At 31.0% G+C, this 20,432-nt stretch carries 20 protein-coding genes, 1 riboswitch and 1 other annotated feature; of the genes, 6 read left to right on the top strand and 14 right to left on the bottom strand.

All coding sequences use genetic code 11. The features are described from left to right. Window position 1: 1 nt before the first annotated feature. The 3 genes from argS to OCU47_RS20045 form a co-directional block, all read right to left on the bottom strand. Window positions 2-1,765, bottom strand: a complete 1,764-nt coding sequence (gene argS, locus OCU47_RS20055) for an arginine--tRNA ligase (protein WP_261830345.1) — start codon at window positions 1,763-1,765, stop codon at window positions 2-4. A 47-nt stretch (window positions 1,766-1,812) separates the two neighbouring features. Beyond that, window positions 1,813-2,029, bottom strand: a binding site (T-box leader). Window positions 2,030-2,167: 138 nt separating this feature from the next. Next, complete coding sequence (nrdG, locus tag OCU47_RS20050; protein WP_261830344.1) at window positions 2,168-2,683, bottom strand: anaerobic ribonucleoside-triphosphate reductase activating protein; 516 nt, start codon at window positions 2,681-2,683, stop codon at window positions 2,168-2,170. Window positions 2,684-2,771: 88 nt separating this feature from the next. Beyond that, window positions 2,772-4,883 (bottom strand): anaerobic ribonucleoside triphosphate reductase, encoded by a 2,112-nt coding sequence (locus OCU47_RS20045; protein WP_261830343.1) that lies wholly within the window; start codon window positions 4,881-4,883, stop codon window positions 2,772-2,774. Window positions 4,884-5,286: 403 nt separating this feature from the next. Between OCU47_RS20045 and OCU47_RS20040 the strand changes: the two genes are divergently transcribed. From OCU47_RS20040 to OCU47_RS20020, 5 genes are all read left to right on the top strand, one after another. Continuing rightward, the gene (locus OCU47_RS20040; protein ID WP_261830342.1) at window positions 5,287-6,150 is read left to right on the top strand and encodes a DegV family protein; all 864 of its coding nucleotides are present in this window, start codon (window positions 5,287-5,289) and stop codon (window positions 6,148-6,150) included. After that, on the top strand, window positions 6,137-6,592 hold the full coding sequence (locus tag OCU47_RS20035; protein ID WP_261830341.1) for a PadR family transcriptional regulator: 456 nt from the start codon (window positions 6,137-6,139) through the stop codon (window positions 6,590-6,592). Before OCU47_RS20040 ends, OCU47_RS20035 begins: the two co-directional genes overlap by 14 nt. A gap of 53 nt (window positions 6,593-6,645) precedes the next feature. Further along, the gene (locus tag OCU47_RS20030) at window positions 6,646-6,855 is read left to right on the top strand and encodes a hypothetical protein (RefSeq protein ID WP_261830340.1); all 210 of its coding nucleotides are present in this window, start codon (window positions 6,646-6,648) and stop codon (window positions 6,853-6,855) included. Window positions 6,856-6,888: 33 nt separating this feature from the next. Then, window positions 6,889-6,991: riboswitch (TPP riboswitch) on the top strand. 99 nt (window positions 6,992-7,090) lie between these two features. After that, window positions 7,091-7,828: an energy-coupled thiamine transporter ThiT gene (gene thiT, locus OCU47_RS20025; RefSeq protein ID WP_261830339.1), complete on the top strand. Its 738-nt coding sequence runs from the start codon at window positions 7,091-7,093 to the stop codon at window positions 7,826-7,828. A gap of 44 nt (window positions 7,829-7,872) precedes the next feature. Further along, on the top strand, window positions 7,873-8,163 hold the full coding sequence (locus OCU47_RS20020; RefSeq protein WP_261830338.1) for an MTH1187 family thiamine-binding protein: 291 nt from the start codon (window positions 7,873-7,875) through the stop codon (window positions 8,161-8,163). Between the two features lie 73 nt (window positions 8,164-8,236). Here the strand turns inward: OCU47_RS20020 and OCU47_RS20015 are convergent, their stop codons facing one another. From OCU47_RS20015 to OCU47_RS19965, 11 genes are all read right to left on the bottom strand, one after another. Then, a complete protein-coding gene (locus OCU47_RS20015) occupies window positions 8,237-9,328 on the bottom strand; it encodes a glycoside hydrolase family 53 protein (protein ID WP_261830337.1) in 1,092 nt (363 codons plus the stop codon). Window positions 9,329-9,350: 22 nt separating this feature from the next. Next, window positions 9,351-10,379 carry a TRM11 family SAM-dependent methyltransferase gene (locus OCU47_RS20010; RefSeq protein WP_261830336.1) on the bottom strand — a complete coding sequence of 343 codons (1,029 nt, stop codon included), beginning with the start codon at window positions 10,377-10,379 and terminating at the stop codon, window positions 9,351-9,353. Between the two features lie 316 nt (window positions 10,380-10,695). Next, entirely contained in the window at window positions 10,696-11,547 is an 852-nt protein-coding gene (locus OCU47_RS20005; protein WP_261830335.1) for an Mrp/NBP35 family ATP-binding protein, read from the bottom strand. A 33-nt stretch (window positions 11,548-11,580) separates the two neighbouring features. Then, entirely contained in the window at window positions 11,581-12,414 is an 834-nt protein-coding gene (locus tag OCU47_RS20000; protein ID WP_261830334.1) for a YhfM domain-containing protein, read from the bottom strand. Then, window positions 12,398-13,174 (bottom strand): prolipoprotein diacylglyceryl transferase, encoded by a 777-nt coding sequence (locus tag OCU47_RS19995; protein ID WP_261830333.1) that lies wholly within the window; start codon window positions 13,172-13,174, stop codon window positions 12,398-12,400. Before OCU47_RS19995 ends, OCU47_RS20000 begins: the two co-directional genes overlap by 17 nt. 109 nt (window positions 13,175-13,283) lie before the next feature. After that, window positions 13,284-13,859 carry a hypothetical protein gene (locus OCU47_RS19990; protein WP_261830332.1) on the bottom strand — a complete coding sequence of 192 codons (576 nt, stop codon included), beginning with the start codon at window positions 13,857-13,859 and terminating at the stop codon, window positions 13,284-13,286. A 161-nt stretch (window positions 13,860-14,020) separates the two neighbouring features. Further along, window positions 14,021-15,526: a DUF7922 domain-containing protein gene (locus tag OCU47_RS19985; RefSeq protein ID WP_261830331.1), complete on the bottom strand. Its 1,506-nt coding sequence runs from the start codon at window positions 15,524-15,526 to the stop codon at window positions 14,021-14,023. Between the two features lie 105 nt (window positions 15,527-15,631). Further along, window positions 15,632-16,489, bottom strand: a complete 858-nt coding sequence (gene rsmA, locus OCU47_RS19980) for a 16S rRNA (adenine(1518)-N(6)/adenine(1519)-N(6))-dimethyltransferase RsmA (RefSeq protein WP_261830330.1) — start codon at window positions 16,487-16,489, stop codon at window positions 15,632-15,634. Between the two features lie 4 nt (window positions 16,490-16,493). Beyond that, a complete protein-coding gene (gene rnmV / locus OCU47_RS19975) occupies window positions 16,494-17,051 on the bottom strand; it encodes a ribonuclease M5 (protein WP_261830329.1) in 558 nt (185 codons plus the stop codon). A 221-nt stretch (window positions 17,052-17,272) separates the two neighbouring features. Beyond that, the gene (locus OCU47_RS19970; protein ID WP_261830328.1) at window positions 17,273-18,286 is read right to left on the bottom strand and encodes a ubiquitin-like domain-containing protein; all 1,014 of its coding nucleotides are present in this window, start codon (window positions 18,284-18,286) and stop codon (window positions 17,273-17,275) included. A gap of 295 nt (window positions 18,287-18,581) precedes the next feature. Continuing rightward, window positions 18,582-19,364 carry a TatD family hydrolase gene (locus tag OCU47_RS19965; protein WP_261830327.1) on the bottom strand — a complete coding sequence of 261 codons (783 nt, stop codon included), beginning with the start codon at window positions 19,362-19,364 and terminating at the stop codon, window positions 18,582-18,584. 367 nt (window positions 19,365-19,731) lie between these two features. Between OCU47_RS19965 and OCU47_RS19960 the strand changes: the two genes are divergently transcribed. Then, window positions 19,732-20,415 (top strand): Crp/Fnr family transcriptional regulator, encoded by a 684-nt coding sequence (locus OCU47_RS19960; protein ID WP_261830326.1) that lies wholly within the window; start codon window positions 19,732-19,734, stop codon window positions 20,413-20,415. Window positions 20,416-20,432 lie beyond the last annotated feature (17 nt).

The raw sequence follows: 20,432 nt of genomic DNA, 5'->3' as shown, positions 1-20,432 counted from the left end.
CTTACATCTTATCTGGTGCTTCAATACCTAATAAATCTAATCCTAATTCAAGTACCTTTTGAACCAATGATATTAACGCAACCCATGAAGTTTTCTTATTTATATCTTCTTCAGCAACAATTTTTGTGCTACTGTAGAATCTACTAAATGTATTTGATAAATCATAAATGTACTCACATATCTTATGAGGAGCTTTATCTTTAAAACTTACATTTATATATTCGTTAAACTTAACCAATTGCAGCATAAGATCTCTTTCAGCATCACTATATGGTCCAGTAATTGAAATACCTTCTTTAGAACTTATCTCTACACACTTAGATAGTATAGATTTTATTCTAACTACAGTATATAAAATATATGGACCTGTGTTTCCTTCAAAAGAAGAGAATCTCTCTATATCAAAAATATAGTCTTTAGTTGCTTGATTTGATAAGTCACCATATTTAAGCGCAGCTGCACCTATCTTTCTAGCTGTTTCTTCTACTTGATCTTCAGAAACTGAATCACTTTGAACAACCTTTTCTCTTACAGCAGATTTAATTATTTCAATTAAATCCTGAAGTCTCATAACACCGCCCTCACGAGTCTTAAATGGCTTTCCATCCTTACCATTCATTGTCCCAAAACCTATAAAGTCTAGCTCTGTATTCTCTGGTAATATATTTGATTTCTTTGCACATCTAAACAACTGTTCAAAGTGTAGAGATTGCCTTTTATCTGCTAAATAGATTATTTCATTTGGAGAAAAATCTTGAGTTCTTTGGATTATAGTGGCTAAGTCTGTAGTTCCATATAATGAAGAACCATCAGATTTTAATACTAAGAATGGTGGCACTTCAAATTTATCATCTTCCTTAGATACATCAACCACTAATGCTCCTTCACTCTCGTAAGCATAGTTGTTGTCTTTAAGATACTTAACCATATCAGGAATATATGGTTGAGCATCACTTTCACCCTTCCATAAATCGAAATCTACATTTAAAGCTGCATAATTTCTCTTTAAGTCAGTAACAGAAACATTTAAAATATGCTTCCATAATGCTACATAACCTCTTCTTCCATTTTGAAGCTCTAGAGTTGCTTGCTTTGCTTCTTCCATTATGGCTTCATCACTCTTAGCTAACTTACTTGCATGAGGATAAATTTGTTCAAGAGCATCTATTGTAAATGGTGCTTCTTTAGGGTATTCTCCTGTAAAATTGTCATCAAAGTAAGGTAACTCTGGGTTACGTCTCTTTACCTCAGTTATTACCATACCCATTTGTAAGCCCCAATCTCCAAGATGAACATCACCAATAACATTGTGTCCTAAGAACTTAGCAGTTCTCTTTATACTCTCTCCTATTATTGCAGAACGTAAATGTCCTACATGCAGTGGTTTAGCAACATTAGCTCCACCATAATCTACAACTATGGTTTTAGGTGCTTCTTCTGTTGACCCTCCACATTTTTCATCTTCCTTCATGCTGTTGATATATTGAACTAAGAAACTATCCTTAACAGTAATGTTTATAAATCCAGGTCCTGCTATTGATAAGCTTTCAAATATATCTACAGACTTAAGGCTCTCTACAATTTCTGTAGCAATAGCAACTGGAGCCTTTTTATATTTCTTTGCAGCCGCTAAAGCACCATTACATTGAAACTGGCACAAATCCGGTCTGTTAGATACATTAACTTTTCCATATTCACTATCATAGCCATTTTCTTCAAACTTTTCAGATATTGTTTTAGTTATTTTGTTAATAAACATATCCATATCTTTTACCTCCATTTTTTAATAATAAAAAAACACCTGTCTCAAATATAAGAGACGGATGTTTCCGCGGTACCACTCAAATTAACTAACTTTTATATTAGTTCACTCAAAGTTATAACGTCACTACCGGCCTATCCTCACAAAAAATGCTTAGATTGCTTCTCCGAGGCTCTCTTCCTTATATTACATTCCTGCAAGACTTCCACTCTGTTCTTGCTCGCTGTAAGAACTTAAAATAAGTACTCTTCTCATCTTAGAATTTTACACTAATTATTCTTTAATCATATATAATTATCTTTTTTCTGTCAACATGTTTTCCATACATTTCACAGATGCATTTGCTTCACTTGGCATTTTTACTAAAGGCATCTTCAAAAAATAAATAAGCCCCTATGCTTCAAATTATATTTCATAACCTTCCTGTAGTACCACTTCACCTGTTCTCAAACTTTCAGGCACGTTAATTATGCGTTGATTTGTTGAACCTCTGAACTTTAACGCATCTTGCATTTTATCTATGTCAAATCTTCCATCAACCAATACATCTATATTTTGCAATAAATCCAACCATTCTTTCTTTGAATTTACATTGCTCATTATCTCTTCGAAAGTATATCCTGTATAACACCATATGTTTAAGCCTAATTCTTTAATTTTAGTTGCCATATATGCAAACTTATCAGCTTGCTCAAATGGATCTCCTCCACTAAAGGTTACACCTCTTACTATAGGATTATCTTTTAAGTCAGCAATCAATTCGTTTATATCCATGATTTCTCCACCTTTAAAATCATGACTATCTTGATTATGGCAACCCTTACAATTATGCTTACATCCTTGAGAAAAATATACTCTTCTCATCCCTGGACCATTTACTAAGCTCTCGTAGATTATCCCTGCTAATCTTATTTTCTTCATATTACGATACCTCCTTCTATCATCTATAGATTGTGAAAAGAGAAGAGCTACTTTTTTTAACTCTTCCCTTTTAATTAATTACTATTTATTATTTATAAGTATTTCTATGAGTTTCTGTATGCGTTTTTCTATCAGCTCTTTCTTCAGCTTTTCCAGGACCAAATCTTTCATCTAATGATAGATATCCTGTTACTCTTGAAACCCCTTGTATATTAGTACTTCCGCAATAAGTACATTTTGCTTCTGCATTATGAAGGTAAGTTCCGCATTCTCTGCAGTATCTTATATGGAAGTTGATACCTAGGTAACTTATGTTAGTATTCTTATACGCATATTGAAGAATATCCATTATAGCTTCACTATTAGGTACATCATCCACTTCTAAGTAAGTTATATGACCTGCATTACATAACTTATGGTAAGGAGCTTCAATGTCTATCTTTCTCTTTATTGATATTGAATAATATACTGGCACATGATATGAATTTGTATAATAATCCTTATCTGTTACTCCTTTTATTATGCCAAATACCTTTTTATCTTGTTTTATGAACTTTCCTGAAAGTCCTTCTGCTGGAGTCGCATAACATGACCAGTTCAATTGAGTTTCATCTGTTATCTTATCTGTATATTCTCTAATATAAGTTATGATCTTTAATCCTAATTCCCTTGCAGTATCATCTTCTCCATGATGTTTTCCTGTTAGGGCAATTAAAGTTTCTGCCAGACCTATAAATCCTATTCCCCAAGTTCCTTGCTTTAAGATAGGTTCTATAGAATCATCTGGGCTTAACCCCTCAGAGCCTTTCATAAGTCCTTGACCAGCAACAAATGGTAAATCCTTTACTCTAAGCTGCTTTAATACAGAGTATCTATGTAACAGAGATTCTTTTGCTAAATCTAATCTTTCCTGCAATAAACTGAAGAACTTATTTATATCACCTTTAGCTAATATACCTATTCTAGGCAAGTTTATAGTTGCTGGAGCTATATTACCTCTACCCTTACAACCTGGTTCTCCATTTACATTCTTCATCAAATAAGTTCTGCAGCCCATTGTAGCTGGAACATATCCCTTATCATAATATTCTTTATTAAAATCAGCATCAATATTCATAAATGTTGGGTTCATTCTCTTAGCTGCTACCTTACAAGCAAGCTCAAATAAATAATAATAAGGATCATTCTTTTCCCTGTTTACGCCTTCCTTAACTCTAAATATGATGTTAGGGAATATTGGTTGCTCGCCTTTTCCTAAACCATTCTCATATTCTAAAAGAAATATCTCACAAATAAGTGCAGCATCTCTTGAAGTAGGTAATCCTATATTAACTGAACTAAATGGAACCTGAGAACCAGCTCTTGAATGCATAGTATTTAAATTATACACTACACCTTGCATAGCTTGATGAATTCTCTTCTTCAATCTAGTTTCTACTAATTGCTCTAATTTATCTCCTTCTACACCAAGCTCTACTAACTCAGCTCTAACTTCTTGTCTTGTTGGGTCAACAAATATCCCCATATCATTATCAAAATCAGGATGTGATTGGCCACCAAACATATCATTTTGAGTTGATTGCAACAATATACATGACAATTCTGCTGCAGATTCAATTCTTCTTGGTGGATTTATAGTTCCATATCCTGTATTAAATCCATTTTCCAACATCTCTCTTGTTGGTATATGAAGACAATTGGTTGTTAAATTATAACTATCCAAATCATGATAATATATATCTCCATTTTCATGAGCTTTGGCTAACTTCTTTGGCATGTTATATAGGTTATGCCATTTATTGGATTCTGATGCTATTCTCAATAGCTTTGATGAAAAGTTATTGCCTACATTTGCATTATCTCTATCCGTTTCAACTCCAATTTTGCTTATAGCTTCCATTAAATCAGACTTAATCTCTCTGATTCTTGTTCTCTCTTTTCTATAACTTGAATATGCACTAGCCACATTACCTAGATTACAATCCTTTAATGATTGTTCAACAAAATTTTGTATTTCTTCTACTGTAACCTCATTTTTTTCTGAAGCTTCAACATAATTTATTGTCTTTTTGACTGTATCAAGTAATTGACTTTCTTTTAAGTCATATCCTAATTCCTCGGCTGATTTTCTAACAGCCACAGATATTTTTTCTGAATTGAAATTTACTTTACGGCCATCTCTTTTTACAACATGTAGCATTGACTTTTCCTCCCAAACACAATATATAGTACTCATACATTATACTTCACTAAATTTTTATTTACAATTTAAAATTCACCTTTTAAGGAATACTATTATATCTTATGTCTATATTTCTCATGTTTTTATTGTTTTTTAATCTTATCGTCGTATTGACATTAATATTTTTGCTTTAATGAAAATTTTACATTTCATCTTAATAGTAATATTTATCCTTTCGAAACTTTATAAGCAAAACTGAAGTTATTAATAAAAAAATACTTGTTAAATGTTACTTGTATATATTTATTTATATTGCTTAAAAATATATATTGATATCACTGTTGATAACTATATCAGTATTGATATAGTTATCAATTATGATATAATAGGTAATAAAGATATTATTTAGGAGGAATTTATTTTGGAAAAAATCGCATTAATTACTGATAGTGCCTGCGACTTAAGTATAGAAAAATTGAAAGAATATAATATATTTTTACTTCCATTTAGAATTATATATAAGGATAGAGAATTTAACGATAGAATTGATATAGAGCCTGATTATGTTTATAGTAGATTACCTGGAGAAATACCTACAACTTCATTACCAGATGTTTCTCTAATAGATGAAACATTTTCAAAAATAGAAGCTGAAGGCTATACTCATGCAATTTGTGTATCTGTTTCAAGTGCCATGTCTGGAACTTATAACAGTGTAAGACTTGTTGCTGAAAATCATCCAAACTTAAAGTGTACTCTATTTGATTCCAAAACTGTATGTGCGCCTGTTGGAGCTATAACACTAGCTGTTGCTAGAATGCTTGAGTTTGGTCATTCTTTTGATGAAATAACAAACGCTCTACCTTTAATAAGAAAAAATGTAACTGGTTTTTATACTATAGAAACACTTGAATATCTACAAAGAGGTGGTAGAATAGGTCGAGTTGCTGGTACCCTAGGCGAATTTTTTGATATCAAACCTATAATATCAGTGTCTGATGACGGAGTTTATTACTCATACTCTAAAGCTAGAGGCAAAAAACAAGCTGTAAGAAAACTAAAGAAATTATTATTGGATTTCCTTGAAAAGGACAAATATAGAATTATTATCATGCAGACAGGAGATCTTGCAGAAGCAACTGAATTTTTAAACGAAATAAAAGATAATAAAAATGTTATAGATATTTGTATCTCTCCTCTTAGTCCAGCTTTAGGAGTGCACGTTGGTCCAGGATTGCTTGGTTTTACAGTACTAAAGGAGCACCCATTATATGAAAAACTATGATCCTAATGATATTGAGGATATAAAAACTGAACAAAAGCGACTTTATGATGAATATAAACGTAAATTGGCTGAACTAAAAAAAGTTCAAAAAGAAAAAGAAGCTGTGGGCCAAGTTTTTACCAAAGGATTACTTCCAATATATGTCCTACATATATTGAGCAAGTACTCCACCAATGGTAACGATATTTCACATAAAATAAGTGAACGAACTAATGGATTATGGATTCCAAGTACAGGTGGAATTTATCCTCTATTGAAAAAGTTCGAAAAAGAGGGGTTAATCGTAGGAGAATGGGATAACCCTCAGAAAAAGTTTCAAAAAATTTATAAGATAACTGACTTAGGTATAAAGGAGTTAGACAATAAAAAAGAACTACTAAAGGTGAAGATGGAAGAAGCCTTAACCGTATTCACTATAGTTCATAATGACTTATATGAATAAACATCTTACTATTTGATAAGACTAAAATTATAACAAATAGTGAGGTGTTTTTTTTGCGTGGTAAAATCATAGATATTAATAACTTAGAGGCTTTCATTGCTTTAGAGGACGGTAATACTCTTCAGATTCCCTTATCTAGACTGCCTATACATCATCATGTAGGCGAGACTGTAGAAATAGATTCTGATTTTTATTCTTCTTTTAGCAGTACTTCCTTGGCCCATGATACAATTCACAAAGATAATTTAATTGACTTCTTTTAACTTAGGAAGTAAAATATACTTGTTAATTTAATATTATCGTGCTAGGGGTGCCTTTGGCTGAGAGATGAATTTAATTTCATTAACCCTCATACCTGATCTGGATAGTGCCAGCGTAGGGAAGCGAATAAGTACTGTTTTAATTTGTATGTACAAAGTCGCACCTATTTGGTGCGGCTTTTTTTGTTTCCTAGCTAATATTAAGTTTAAAAAATATATTTTATAGGGGTGATTTATCATGATGAGCATAAGCGATATGCTTGCAAAATTTATTAAGAACCTACAAGAATTCTTATCAATTCCAGAAAAATTTTCTAAAATCATTGTAAGCCCAATTAGTATAATAACTATGATCGGCTTATTGGTATTATTTATAGTTTTATTCAAGGCTAGAAAAATTAAATTTGATTCTAAAACAATTGCTAGAGTTGGACTAGCTTTAGCCTTAGCTTCTATACTTCAATGTTTTAAAATCTATAAATTTCCTCAAGGAGGAAGTGTTACCCTTGGTAGCTTTATTCCAATATTATTAATAGGTTTTATGTATGGCCCTGAACTTGGACTTTTCACTGGGTTTATATATGGAATAATTAATCTTTTATTAGATCCATATATCCTAACTCCTGTTCAAGTATTATTTGATTATCCATTACCATTTATGTGTCTTGGATTAACTGGATTCTTCAGAATGAAAAATGGAAACGGAAAAATTTCAGGTTTCCTTAACAAATATAGAAACAGATTTTTCGATGCAAATATCCTTATAGGTGCATTTGTTGCTATATTCTTCAAATACCTATGCCATTTTATTTCAGGCGTAGCTTTCTTTGCAGAATATGCTGGAGATATGAATCCTTGGCTATACTCTTTTATAGTAAACGGATCAATAGGTGGCGCTGAATGCTTAATCTGCCTAGTTATATTATCTATACTTCCTGTTCAACGCTTAATGAAGGAGATAAATCGTTATAACTAGCTAGATTTTACTTTACTTATAAATTCGCCAAAGGAGGTTAAAAGATGATTATTGCTGATATAGCTGTTATGCCATTAATACCTTGCCGTACAGAAGAAGATATGTACTCTGTTGTTGATGAAGTCATAAAAATCATTCAGGAAAGCGGCTTAAAATATGAAGTTGGTGCCATGAGTACAACTGTTGAAGGTGAATTTGATGAAGTTATGGATATTGTAAAAACATGTCACAAGCTTCCTTTTGAACTTGGCATAGATAGAGTAATTACAGTAGTTAGAATTGATGAAAAAAGAAATGGACTAACTATAGATGATAAGTTAAGTCATTATAGATAAATTCATGACTAATTAAAAATCAAGAGCATAGAATTTTTAAAATTCTATGCTCTTGATTTTTTTATTGCAAAATTTACTTACTAGCTTTAAAATTCTTTATTGTTTCTAATGCTGGTAAGGCATTACCTTCAAAATCAAATAACGCTTGATTTGCCCATGCATTTCCCCCTAAAGAATTATCTCCAATATACTTTCTTCCAGCTTCAGTAGCCCAAGTACTACCTTCTACAGGAATCCAAGCTGGTTCCCAATAAAAAAATCCAATTCCTTTATTATTCTTAACTTTAGATATTACTTCTAACAAATCATGTAGAAATTGTGCTTGCCCTTCCTTATTAGGTTGATATGGGGTTTGCTTTGCTAATTCCTCAGTAAAAATCATTCCTTCATTTCCAAAATTATTTGTAGTAAAGCCATATGAAGTCTCAACAACTAACACTTCTTTATTAAACCTTGTACTTATATCATTTAAGTTATAATCTAATTCCTGTAAAGTTCCATGCCAAACTGGATAATATGATAAACCAATAATATCATATGGAACATTGTAACTATCCATTTCACTAAACCAATTTACAAACTGAAGGTTATTCCCACCATTATCCAGGTGCAAAATAATCTTAGGCTCATTATTAACTAATACATCCTTTATAGCCTTAACTCCAGACTTAAGCAGCTTGGATAACATTTCATAATTAGGTAACTTCCCATCACCCCACAACATACCGTTAGTTATCTCATTCCCAACTTGAACCATAGTAGGAATTAGCTTTTCCTCTTTTAATCTACTGATAACTTCAAAAGTATATGTATATACTTTATCTATTAAAGCTTCTCCAAATATAGACGCCCATTCTCTAGGCTTTATTTGTTTTCCTGGATCAGTCCAAAAATCACTATAATGTATATCTAAAACAAATGACATATTGCTTTCTTTAATTAGCTTTGCTAACTCAATAGTTGTTTCTAAATCATTCGTTCCTCCTCCATAAGGATTTCCTTCCTCATCATATGGATTCACCCACAGTCTTAATCTTATTGAATTAATATCATAATATTTTAAAATTTTTAATAACGGTTCTTCTTTACCTCTATTATAAAACTTTCCTCCCAAATGATCTAATTCCTTGAATATAGAAATATCCATCCCTTTGATAAAGTTCATCTTCCCACCATCCTTAATCTTATTAAGGTTTTTGAACTACAATTAAGTTACGATTAATAGCTTGATCTACACGGTGCAAATATCCATTATACGGTTCATCCTCAAGAACAATAAAGCCATTATCTTGAAAAACCTTTGCAGCATCCTTATATTTAAGAGTAAATTCATTAAAAGAAAGCACTATAGCCCCTTTGGATTTCATTATATACTTCCAAGCAATACAGCATTCATTTAACAGCTGTAACGGACTTCTGCTAAGTTTGCTATCTGCATCAGATTTACTTGCATGTTGAACTCCGTATGGCAAATCTGATACTAATATATCACACGAATTCTGTTTTATTAGCATTTTTGCATTTCGTGCATCAGAAGTAAATATCTCTAGACTTTGAACATTTCCTAAGTTGTATTCAGATTTTTCTGCAGCTGTATTTAAAACAAATAGATCTGCAATTTTTTTACCATTTGCAGTACGTTTCTCATTTCTAGTATTATATTTAAATTTTCCTTCTTGAAGATATTTAACTACAAATGTTTTAGTTTCCTGTATCCATTTAGCATTCATATCTATCCCAACCACATCAAATCCACGAATTAATCCTTCATACAGTGTTGTACCTTTTCCACACATAGGATCTATAAGTTTAATCTTACTACTTGATGTTTTGCAAGCACTTACTGCAAGATTAACCATTAGTCGAGTAAATTGCTCATTTGTCTTTCCACTATATCGTAAAATTTGATTCATACTCTCTGGAAACACATGAAAATCTTTGACTAACACTGGACGCAATAATCCATCTTGTACAATTTCAAAAAGTGCATAATACATGGAGAATGTTCCAAGTCGCTGCATTTCTGCTTCTGATAATGGAGTTTCTGTTGAAAAATAAATACTCGCTGGTAGCTCACTTTCCTTATCTTCTATTATTTCTAATCGTAACTGCATTGATTCAGCTATAGCTAACAATTCATTTTTTGCTATTTTTATTGCTGAATTAAAGTAAATACGATTATGACTTGGATTTGGTAGAATTACATAATGAAACATTTTACACCTCTTACTTTCTTAACATCACCTTTATGGAATTTCTTTAGGTCTTGTCCTCTTTTTTCTTATAAATATACAAATTAAATTTATTTTTTACATATAGTATAATTTTTTTCTTCTATTATTTCAATTATTTCTTTCACTCTATAGATATGATACTTTTTAAAACTTTCAACAATGCCTAAAATATCAAATATATGAAAAATGCTAGAAGTCAATTCATTCTTCTAGCATTTTTGATATTAACTTAAGCATCTGAAAGCACATAGGCTTCGATGCCTTATATTCAATTTTCTAAATATACACTATGGTTCTATTAATATAATCCGCCAAAATGTAATTCATATAATGAGCTTTCTAATACATATTGTTCTGCTTTGCCAGCTTCTAATGCTTCTGTAAAATCTAAATTAATAGGAAGTTCACAGATTAATGGTAACCCAAGATATTCTGCACATTCCTCCGAAGATTTCTTTGAAAATACTTTCATCTTCTTGCCACAACCATCACAGTCAATATAAGCCATGTTTTCAACTACACCTCTTACATTAACTCCAACCTTTTGTGCCATAGTTACAAGTTTTTTAACTATCATAGAAACCATTGCTTGTGGAGTTGAAACCACTATTAATTCTTTTATAGGGAAGCTTTGCATTATTGTTAATGCAATATCACCTGTTCCTGGAGGCATATCTATTAAAAGATAATCAAGTTCTCCCCAGTTTGTATCTGTATACATTTGGTTCAATACTCCTGTAATTACAGGACCTCTCCAAATTACAGGTTCATCTTCAACTTGAGTTAATAAATTCATAGATATAACTCTTATTCCAGCTGAAGTTTCCACTGGTTCAAACATAAAGTTATTCTCATCAATTGGCATCATCTTAGCTCTTTTTTCATTTATACCAAAAAATCTAGGCATAGATGGTCCTGTAATATCTGCATCTAGCACTCCAACCTTATAACCTTTTTTAGCTAATTGTGTAGCTAATATTCCTGTTATTGTTGACTTACCTACTCCACCTTTTCCACTTACTACACCAATTATATTCTTTATGTTGCCGTACTTTGGCAGTACTTTTATATTAACATTAGTAGAATTACAATTTTCTTTATCATGAGTTGTGCATTTATCTTTACTTGCACATTGTGAACAGTTACCCATTTTTCTCCTCCTTAGATATCATCAATTTGACTTTTACCAATTTGATGGTTTTTTAGATAATAAATTAATCTGCCATGTATTGGACTCATTTAAACAATCCACATAAGTAACAATTTGACTTTTATCTGTCTTGTTTTCTATAGTTATTATAGATTTATATTTGGTTGTTTTAAATCCATAAGTCCTTACACTTACAATTATATCATATTTCTCTCTATCTTTATTGATCTTATTAGCCTTAGGTACCATCTCAGTAACATTGTTCATAAAATCTGCTATGTCTATAGAATACTGATATTGTGTAACATCTACATCACCACTTATATCTATACCTACACTTTTGCCGCCTTTATTTAAATAATCCTTATTTTTTTCTATGACCTTTTGTATTGATTCATAATAAACATTTTTAAAATTCATAGGCTTTCTATTACTGATTTCAAGATTTTGAATGATATCATTATCTAATCTTTTTGATACTATATACTGCTTATTTTCATCATAAAAATTTCCTTTATCTGAATCATAAGCTCCTACTATATAATTGAACTTTTTAACTTTGTCACCAATATAAACTTCGAATATATAATCTGAATCGTAATCTGCTTTTCCAGACACAACCTTTGCTGAAGATAGTAAATCATATACCTGTTTTATTGTATTCTTATCAGTAACCATAAATCTAAAGCTAGTATCTCTTGCACTTTGAATAACTACTTTATCCACCTTGTTCTGATTAAAATACTCAAAGTCTAAGTTCTTCATATTAAGTTTTATCTTCGCCTTATCTACTATTGAACAGCCTGAAAGACTCAACAACATAGTTACAAGAACGATTATGACTGCAATTCTATTTTTCTTCTTCACGTTTTATCCTACTTCCCTTTAAAATTTGTACTACAAGAACTATTATACCTAAAATTAAAGTGAATATTGCAATAAATTGAGATGTACTTAATGCTCCTACTGTTCCCCTATCATCAGCTCTAAAAAACTCTATAATAAACCTACCAATACTATAGATTATTAGATACAATGAAAAAATCACTCCATTTATCTTCTTTCTATTTAAGTACCATAGTAAAAATATAGCCAAAGCTATATCAAAAATAGCTGAATATATTTGTGTAGGGTATAGATGAACACCTGCAGGTGCTAAAGATTGCTCTGGAAAAACTACAGACAATTTTGATTTAGTTTCTGCCCCATAGCAACAACCAGCCAAAAAGCAGCCTATTCTTCCAAAACCTTGAGCCAAAACTACCCCTGGTGCCACTAAGTCTAACACTGCTAGAACATCCCATTTCTTTCGTCTACAATATATGTACACTGAAAGTGCCCCAAATATTATAGCTCCATAAACAACAAATCCACTTCCTAAATCTTTGTATGCTATTGATGGATCTTTAATTAAGGTTTTAGATATAGTTAGCAGATAAAAAACCTTTCCTCCAAGTATGCCCATAATCACAGTAATTATTGTCATATTGAAAATATGATCATCATTATAATTGAACTTTCTAGCATTTCTGTCTAAAATCAAATATGCCGCTATTATGCCTATAGCTATCATTAATCCGTAGCTATATAAATGTAAATTTCCTATGCTAAATAAAATTGGTCTCATAAATTCCCCTCCCCGGATTATATCGAATAAGGGAAGCATCTGCTCCCCCACTTAATCTCAATTATAATACTATATTCATATAAACGCAAACATATTAGGCAAATGAATTTTACATATATTTCCCACTTTCCATAATCATTTCATATACAGAGTCAAGACTTTCATTATACTTATCTGAATTAATATTGAAAACTCCCTTAAAAACAATTCCTTCTTCCAAGGTTACATAATATACTTTCTTTGTATAGTACTTTCCGTTCTGCAACTTTTCAATATAACTAATTTTCTTAGCATCTTTCCCATTTAGTTTGATATTCTTCATACTATATGCATTTATATCTTTGCTTTTTAGATTATTCTTATCATTATCTATTAACTTATCTCTTCCATCTTTCGTACTAATTATTTGGATGTAGCCATTAATATCCATTTCATCATTCTTAAAAGAATTATGATGTAGTATTACATTCCCAGGAAACTTTTCTTCTTCCACATTCCAATTTTGGGGTAAATAATACACGTACTTATCTGCAACTACTTTATACTCCTTTAACTGACTTATATTATTATTTATTAACGCTATCCCAACCATTTTCTTTTCAAAAATGAACTTGAATCCACACAATATAATGCTCAAAGACAACAACAGAATTACTATAATATAATGCTTTTTATCCCATTTCATAAGCCATACCTCCACCTTAATATATTTAGGCATCTAAAAGTACATAGGTTTATATGCTAGTCTATTTTCACATGCCTTATTAAAATATATTATTTGAGTATTTATATTATGATAAAAGACACCTCAAAACTTGAAGTGCCTTTTTACTATATTATATATTATTACTTCATTGGAACAGCTATAATTTGATTTTTATAATCATAAAATAACAACCAATATCCTAAATCAGAGTTTTTATCAGGCCCTGGAACCCAAGTTACAAATCCTGACTTTCCTCCATATGGCTGATCCTTCTCATCTTTAGTACCAGGAACTGCATAAACTAAATATTTAGCCTTGCCTTCTTTGTCACCTTTAATTCCAAAAAGAAAATGACCATGCTTTATTATATATGGATAATTATTCATCATGAGATTATATACAATTTTTTGTTTATCCACACTATTCTTGTTATGCATTTGTTGCATTGAGGTTACAGGTACCTTATACCACTTACAATACTTTATATCCCTGATATATCCACGCGCTTCATCATATTCTGATAAAACGTCCTCAAAATAATCAGCAACGTTACCCCTTAATTGATAACTATCTAGCAATTGTTGTTCTGATAGATATTTATTTTCTTCAATTTGTCTCTCATATTGATCGAAAATACTCATACTTCTGTTTTGAGAATTGTTTTCATCCTTTTTATTACTAAATGGCTTTGCAACAACATCAGCAACATTTCCAAGTTGAGCTAGGCAAGTCTCCTTGAACTTATTTAATTCATTTAAGATAGTTTCTTCATTTTTCTTGTTTATTGCAAATATCCTGTCTTTAAATTCTTCGATTTCTTGTGTAATAGCCTTAACTTTCAAATTACGCAATAAATCATCATCTAGTCTACTTTCTATGCTGAAATCCTCATCAACCCCTCTAGGACTTCCATTCATATATGAAGATGCCTCTGTTTGTTGAGGTTCAGTTCTTATATATTCTTGATAGTTGTCTGCATAAGTTGGCTGCATATTATCAAAAGTTGCTGCCATGGTTCCAGCTTCAGGAGTTGCAGTCTCTGGTTGCTCTTGACTTCCCTGATTTTCACCTGTTGGTTGTGCTTCTGCTGTTGGCTGTGACCCTTGTGCTCCTGTAACACCTTGCTCCATCTCATTATGCATTTCCTCTTCTGTTTTTTCTGTCTCTGCAACATTATTTGCCTTTGGAGTACTAGTATCTAATTTACTCTTTTCCATAGCAATTAAATCAAATTGTTTCCATTCTTCTTTTGGTATTTGCCCATTCATAAAACCATACATTAAGTACACCGGTTTACCCATAGTTTCCTTATATACAGCTGCTCCAATAATTTTGTCTGCACTCACACCTAAGCCTGCTATATCATCAATAGGAAACTCTACACTATTATCACACTTTCCATGAGCGCCTATGTTCAATTCTCCTATACATATTATCTTTTTATCATCTTTCTTATAGCAGATTAAGGTCATAAAGCATTTATTATTATCTTTCTTCACATTTTGAGCATAAAATGATATTTTGCATTTGTCACCCTTTGCTTCAATCTTAGCATATCCGGATAATGGCTTTTCTTTAGACATTGATTGATTCTTCTCATCCTCTTGTAGAATTATGAAATTTCTAATCATCTTAGAATGTGCCAAACTACTTCCCTCCATATATATTTATTCCATATAGTATATTGGCAAAAATACATAAATATGTTATCCAAAATAATAAATAGAGGGATTTTTTCCTATAGTCTTCTTTTATATTTTATTCTGATTTTTTATTTTTTCTATTTCATTAGCAAGTGCAGCAAATTCTTCTACACTGAGAGTTTCACCTCTTCTTTTCATATCTATATTAGCATTATTGAATGCCATTTCTAAGTTTTCTTTAGATAACCCTATTCCTTTTAAACCATTCCATAAAGTTTTTCTTCTCATATTAAAAGAACTTCTTACAACTTCAAAAAATAGTTTCTTATTTAATAAGTCTACCCTAGGATTTTCTAATCTGTCTAATCTTATTACTATAGAATCAACTTTAGGTCTAGGTATAAATGATTCTGGTGGTACTCTCCTAACAATTTTGGTATTACAATAATATTGAACCATAATTGATAATGCACCATATTCTTTACAATTAGGTTCTGCATCTATTCTCTCTGCAACTTCTTTTTGTATCATTATTGTAAGTGATTTAAAATTATAACCTTCACTTAATAGTCTAGCAATTATCGGTGTAGTTACGTAATAAGGTAAGTTTGCAACAAGCTTAACACTTTTTTCTTCCCCTATTATTTCATTAAAATCAACCTTTAGAGCATCCTTATGTATTAATTGAAAGTTTGGATTGTCTCCTAACTCTTCTGTTAATATAGGAATTAGTTCTTCATCAAGCTCTATAGCTACAACTCTTTTAGCCTTTTTAAGTAATTGAGCTGTTAAAGTACCTACTCCTGGGCCTATTTCTATTACTAAGTCTTCATCACAAACCTCAGCACCATCAACTATACTATCTAGCACTGAACCATCTGTAAGAAAGTTTTGGCCTAGACTCTTTGAAAACTTAAAATTATACTTCTTTACAAGTTCCTGAGTTTTTACATCCTTTATATCCATGTATTTAAAAAGCTCCTTCTTCTAATTTTTTTTCTACTTCTTTCATAGCATTAACAAATTCCTCTTTAGTTATTTCATAATTATTTAACCTTGATAATAACTGATTTGCATTGCCATAACCAACCCTTAATTCTTTACCTAGAAGTTCTCTTCTAACTTTCGAATCCTTATCTCCTGTAAGTTTAAAAAACATCAAATCTGCTAGATTGAATTCTTCTCTCTTTTCTTTACTTAACGCTTTTGCTCCTTCTAAAGCCTTTATTATAGCTTCTGGACTTGCATTTTCTACACCTATGTCATCACCTTTTGTTCCCTCAGCTCTTGATATGTATGCATGCTTAATACCTGAAACCCTTTTCGATATTATTCTTCTTATCTTTTCTCCTGCAAAATCTGGATCAGTAAGAACAATAACCCCTTGTCGCTTTTGAGCTTCTTTTATTCTGTTAATAACTTTATAGTTTATACCAAAACCACCTACAGCTATAATTTCAGCATCTACTGCTGCCTTCACTGCTGTAACATCATCACGCCCCTCAACTACTATAACTTCCTTTATCATAAAATAAAACACCTCTTATTTTCTTTACTCATTTAGTATGTTTTACACATCTGAAAAACATCTCATTAATTTTATCATTCACCACTATTTTTATCAATGGAGAGAAAGTTTAAAAAATTAATACTTTATTCAAGTTTGTAACCATTTCTTCATTTTTTATGCTTCGTTTTGGTGTAAAAATAAAATAGAGATAACATACTGTCATCTCTATTTAAAAATTATTATTGTCCCGGATATGCAATTATATATAATTCTACAGATCTTAATCCCCAATTACAGGCATCACTGTATGAACTCATAAATAGGTCTATTTTATTATTCTTAATTGCAGTTCCAGTATCAGCTGCTATTGCCAATCCATAACCTGGTATATATACCTTTGTACCTAAAGGAATTACGTTTGGATCAACGGCTATAGTACTCCATCCTGAAGGATTTCTTGAAGTTCTAGCTCCACTAGCAGTAAAATTACCAATTGAATAAGCTGTAGCAGTCATATCTAACTTCTTCTTGTAAATAACACTATCACCTCTTGATAGCGCTACACTCTCTCCGCTACCTTTAACCACTATTTTATTTACTGGCTTATTTGTAACTTTTTCAGCTACTAATTTTCTACTGACTTCTTTGCCATCTTCATAAACTACTTTATAAGTAAGTTCTTTATCTCCGTTCTTTCCTTCTTGAACTGTTTTCGAAACACTCTTATCTAAATTTTCATCATTTCTAATAACTGTTTCATAATCTAAAGTCTTAACTTCTGTAACTTCTTTAGAACTTACTCTAATAACAGTTATATTCATATCATTTGTCAATTGCATATCTTCAGATGGTTGTACCTTATCAACCGTATCAACAGATATGCCTTCTGCTTTAAACATATCTGCCACTGTTTTTTCAGCAGATTGTAAAGTCAACTTTTTTCCATCTAAAGCCACGTTAACCTTTACGGCTCTATGAATGGCAATCCTCTCATTGTTCGACAATTCACTATTCACAGAAGGTTGTACTTTATCTTTAGGCCCAATTTCAATATCATTGTCGTGTAAAGCCCCTTCAACAGTCCCTTTATAGGTGATTATTTTTTGTTCTTTACCGTCTATACTAACTATTACTGTCTTTCTCATTGAAAAAACTGTAGTTGCTAATCCTATGATTACCAACCCACCCACTAAGATCTTTGCCTTAGGACTGCTTTTTACCCTGTGTAGGTAATTTTTTAGTTTATCTACCATTTGTATTCCTCCTTTGGCAAGAGTGTCTATTGAATTATAACGAAATAAGCTATGCTTGTCAAATTTATCCCTTGCTTTCTAAATTTTTCACTGTTCTAAATGCATAATATGCATAAATAATATATTATATTATTATAATATCTTGTGAAACAATGTTTTGAAATAATGTAATTTTTTTGATAGAGGGGCTACTCTTAAATGTAAATGGCCTATGTTTATCTCTATACTATATGATTGTTATTTACGTTTTAGAATAACTTCTCAAGAAAACGTATACTTAGCCACCGAAGACTTATTATATTTCAAATAAGCTTCTAGTATTTTTAATAAAAGTTTGACTTATGTCGTTTATATCCATCCCTTTTATTTCAGCCAATTTGTCTATTATTGATAGGATGTAATTTGATTGGTTTCTTTTACCCCTATTAGGAACAGGAGCCATATACGGAGCATCAGTCTCCACTAACATTCTTTCTAGTGGTACTTCTTTTGCAACATCTAAAATCTTTTTAGCATTTTTAAATGTAACAACGCCCGTAAAACCTATGTAATAACCAAGATCTAAGCATTCCTTAGCAAATTCTACACTCCCTGAAAAGCAGTGAACTACACCTCTAACATTAGGGAATTCTTTCATTATTTCTAAGGTATCTTTATGTGCATCTCTATCATGTATTATAACTGGTAAACTTAAATCCTCAGCTAATTTCATCTGTTTTCTAAATACTTCTTTTTGTAATTCCCTTGGTGGATTCTCTTCCCAGTAATAATCTAAACCAATTTCACCTATTGCTCTTATTTTTCCATTACTTGAAGTTAAGTTTTTAAATTCTTTTTCAACTTCTAAATTATATTCTCCAGCATTTTCTGGATGTATCCCTACTGCACTATATATAAAATCATGTTGATTAGAAAGCTCAACAGACATTCTAGCTCCTTCTAAAGAAGCGCCACAATTTATAACTCCAATTACTCCTAATTGTTGTATCTCTGCCAAGACCTCGTCCCTATCTGCATCAAAGGCTGAATCATCATAATGTGCATGAGAATCAAATATATTTATTATTTTGTTTTCCATCAAAGTCACCTCATGTCGTTTGATTTGTTTCAATTATCTCACAATTCAGAAAAACTGTCAAACTTCCAAAAACTAGAATTACTTACATAAATATTAACTATGCTTATCCTATTTATTCATAACTGGATTTTTGCCAAATTTTTAGGATATTATGCCCATAGTCATATTTTTATTGTATTTTTCCCAACATCTTAAGTATAGTATTCTCAATATACATAATTTAAAAATATTGTTCATCATAGTTCAAGTTATGAAATCATTTCATTGCAAATTGAATTACTATTAATTAATATATACATAAGAAGCTAAACTTAAGATTTATACTAACAATTGAATTTGACATATATACTAGGAGGAATTTTTCTAAATGGATAATATAAATAAAGTAACATCTACATTACTAAACTACCAGCTATTTTCTCACTTTGAGCAAAAACAACTAGAATCTTTGTTGTCTTCTCCTCAAATTTCATTAAAAACTCATAATGAAAATGATCTACTTTTCATGGAGGGCGAAACATGCAAGAATTTAAGCGTAGTTTTAGATGGCATAATTCAAATTCAAAAACTGGACTCCTGTGGAAACATTTTAGTGGTATCTACTCTTAAAGATGGTAATGTTTTTGGAGAGAACTTATTGTTTGGAGATAAAAATAGCTATCCCATGTCTGTTGTTTGCAAAAAAAAATCCTTAGTTCTGAATATTCCTAAGGATTTAGTTTATAAATTATGTCAAACAAATGAATATTTTTTAAAACAATTGCTTCGTATTTTATCAAACAAAGCTATAACATTAAATTCAAAAATCAAACAAATTAGCATGACCTCTTTAAGACAAATGATTTGTGACTTTTTAATCATGAAATATAGAAAAACGAATACAACTATAATTAATCTTGATATGACAAAAAAGGAATGGGCTGAAAAGCTAGGCGTTCAACGTCCTTCACTATCTAGAGAATTAATAAAGATGAAAGATGATGGCTTAATTGACTATGACCGTTCTTCAATAACAATTCTAGATGTTGAACAATTAGAAAGCGAACTTTAGTTTATTAATAATTTCTT

Source organism: Clostridium sp. TW13 (assembly GCF_024345225.1).
GTDB lineage: Bacteria > Bacillota > Clostridia > Clostridiales > Clostridiaceae > Inconstantimicrobium > Inconstantimicrobium mannanitabidum.
This window is presented reverse-complemented; position numbering and strand designations above follow the sequence as displayed.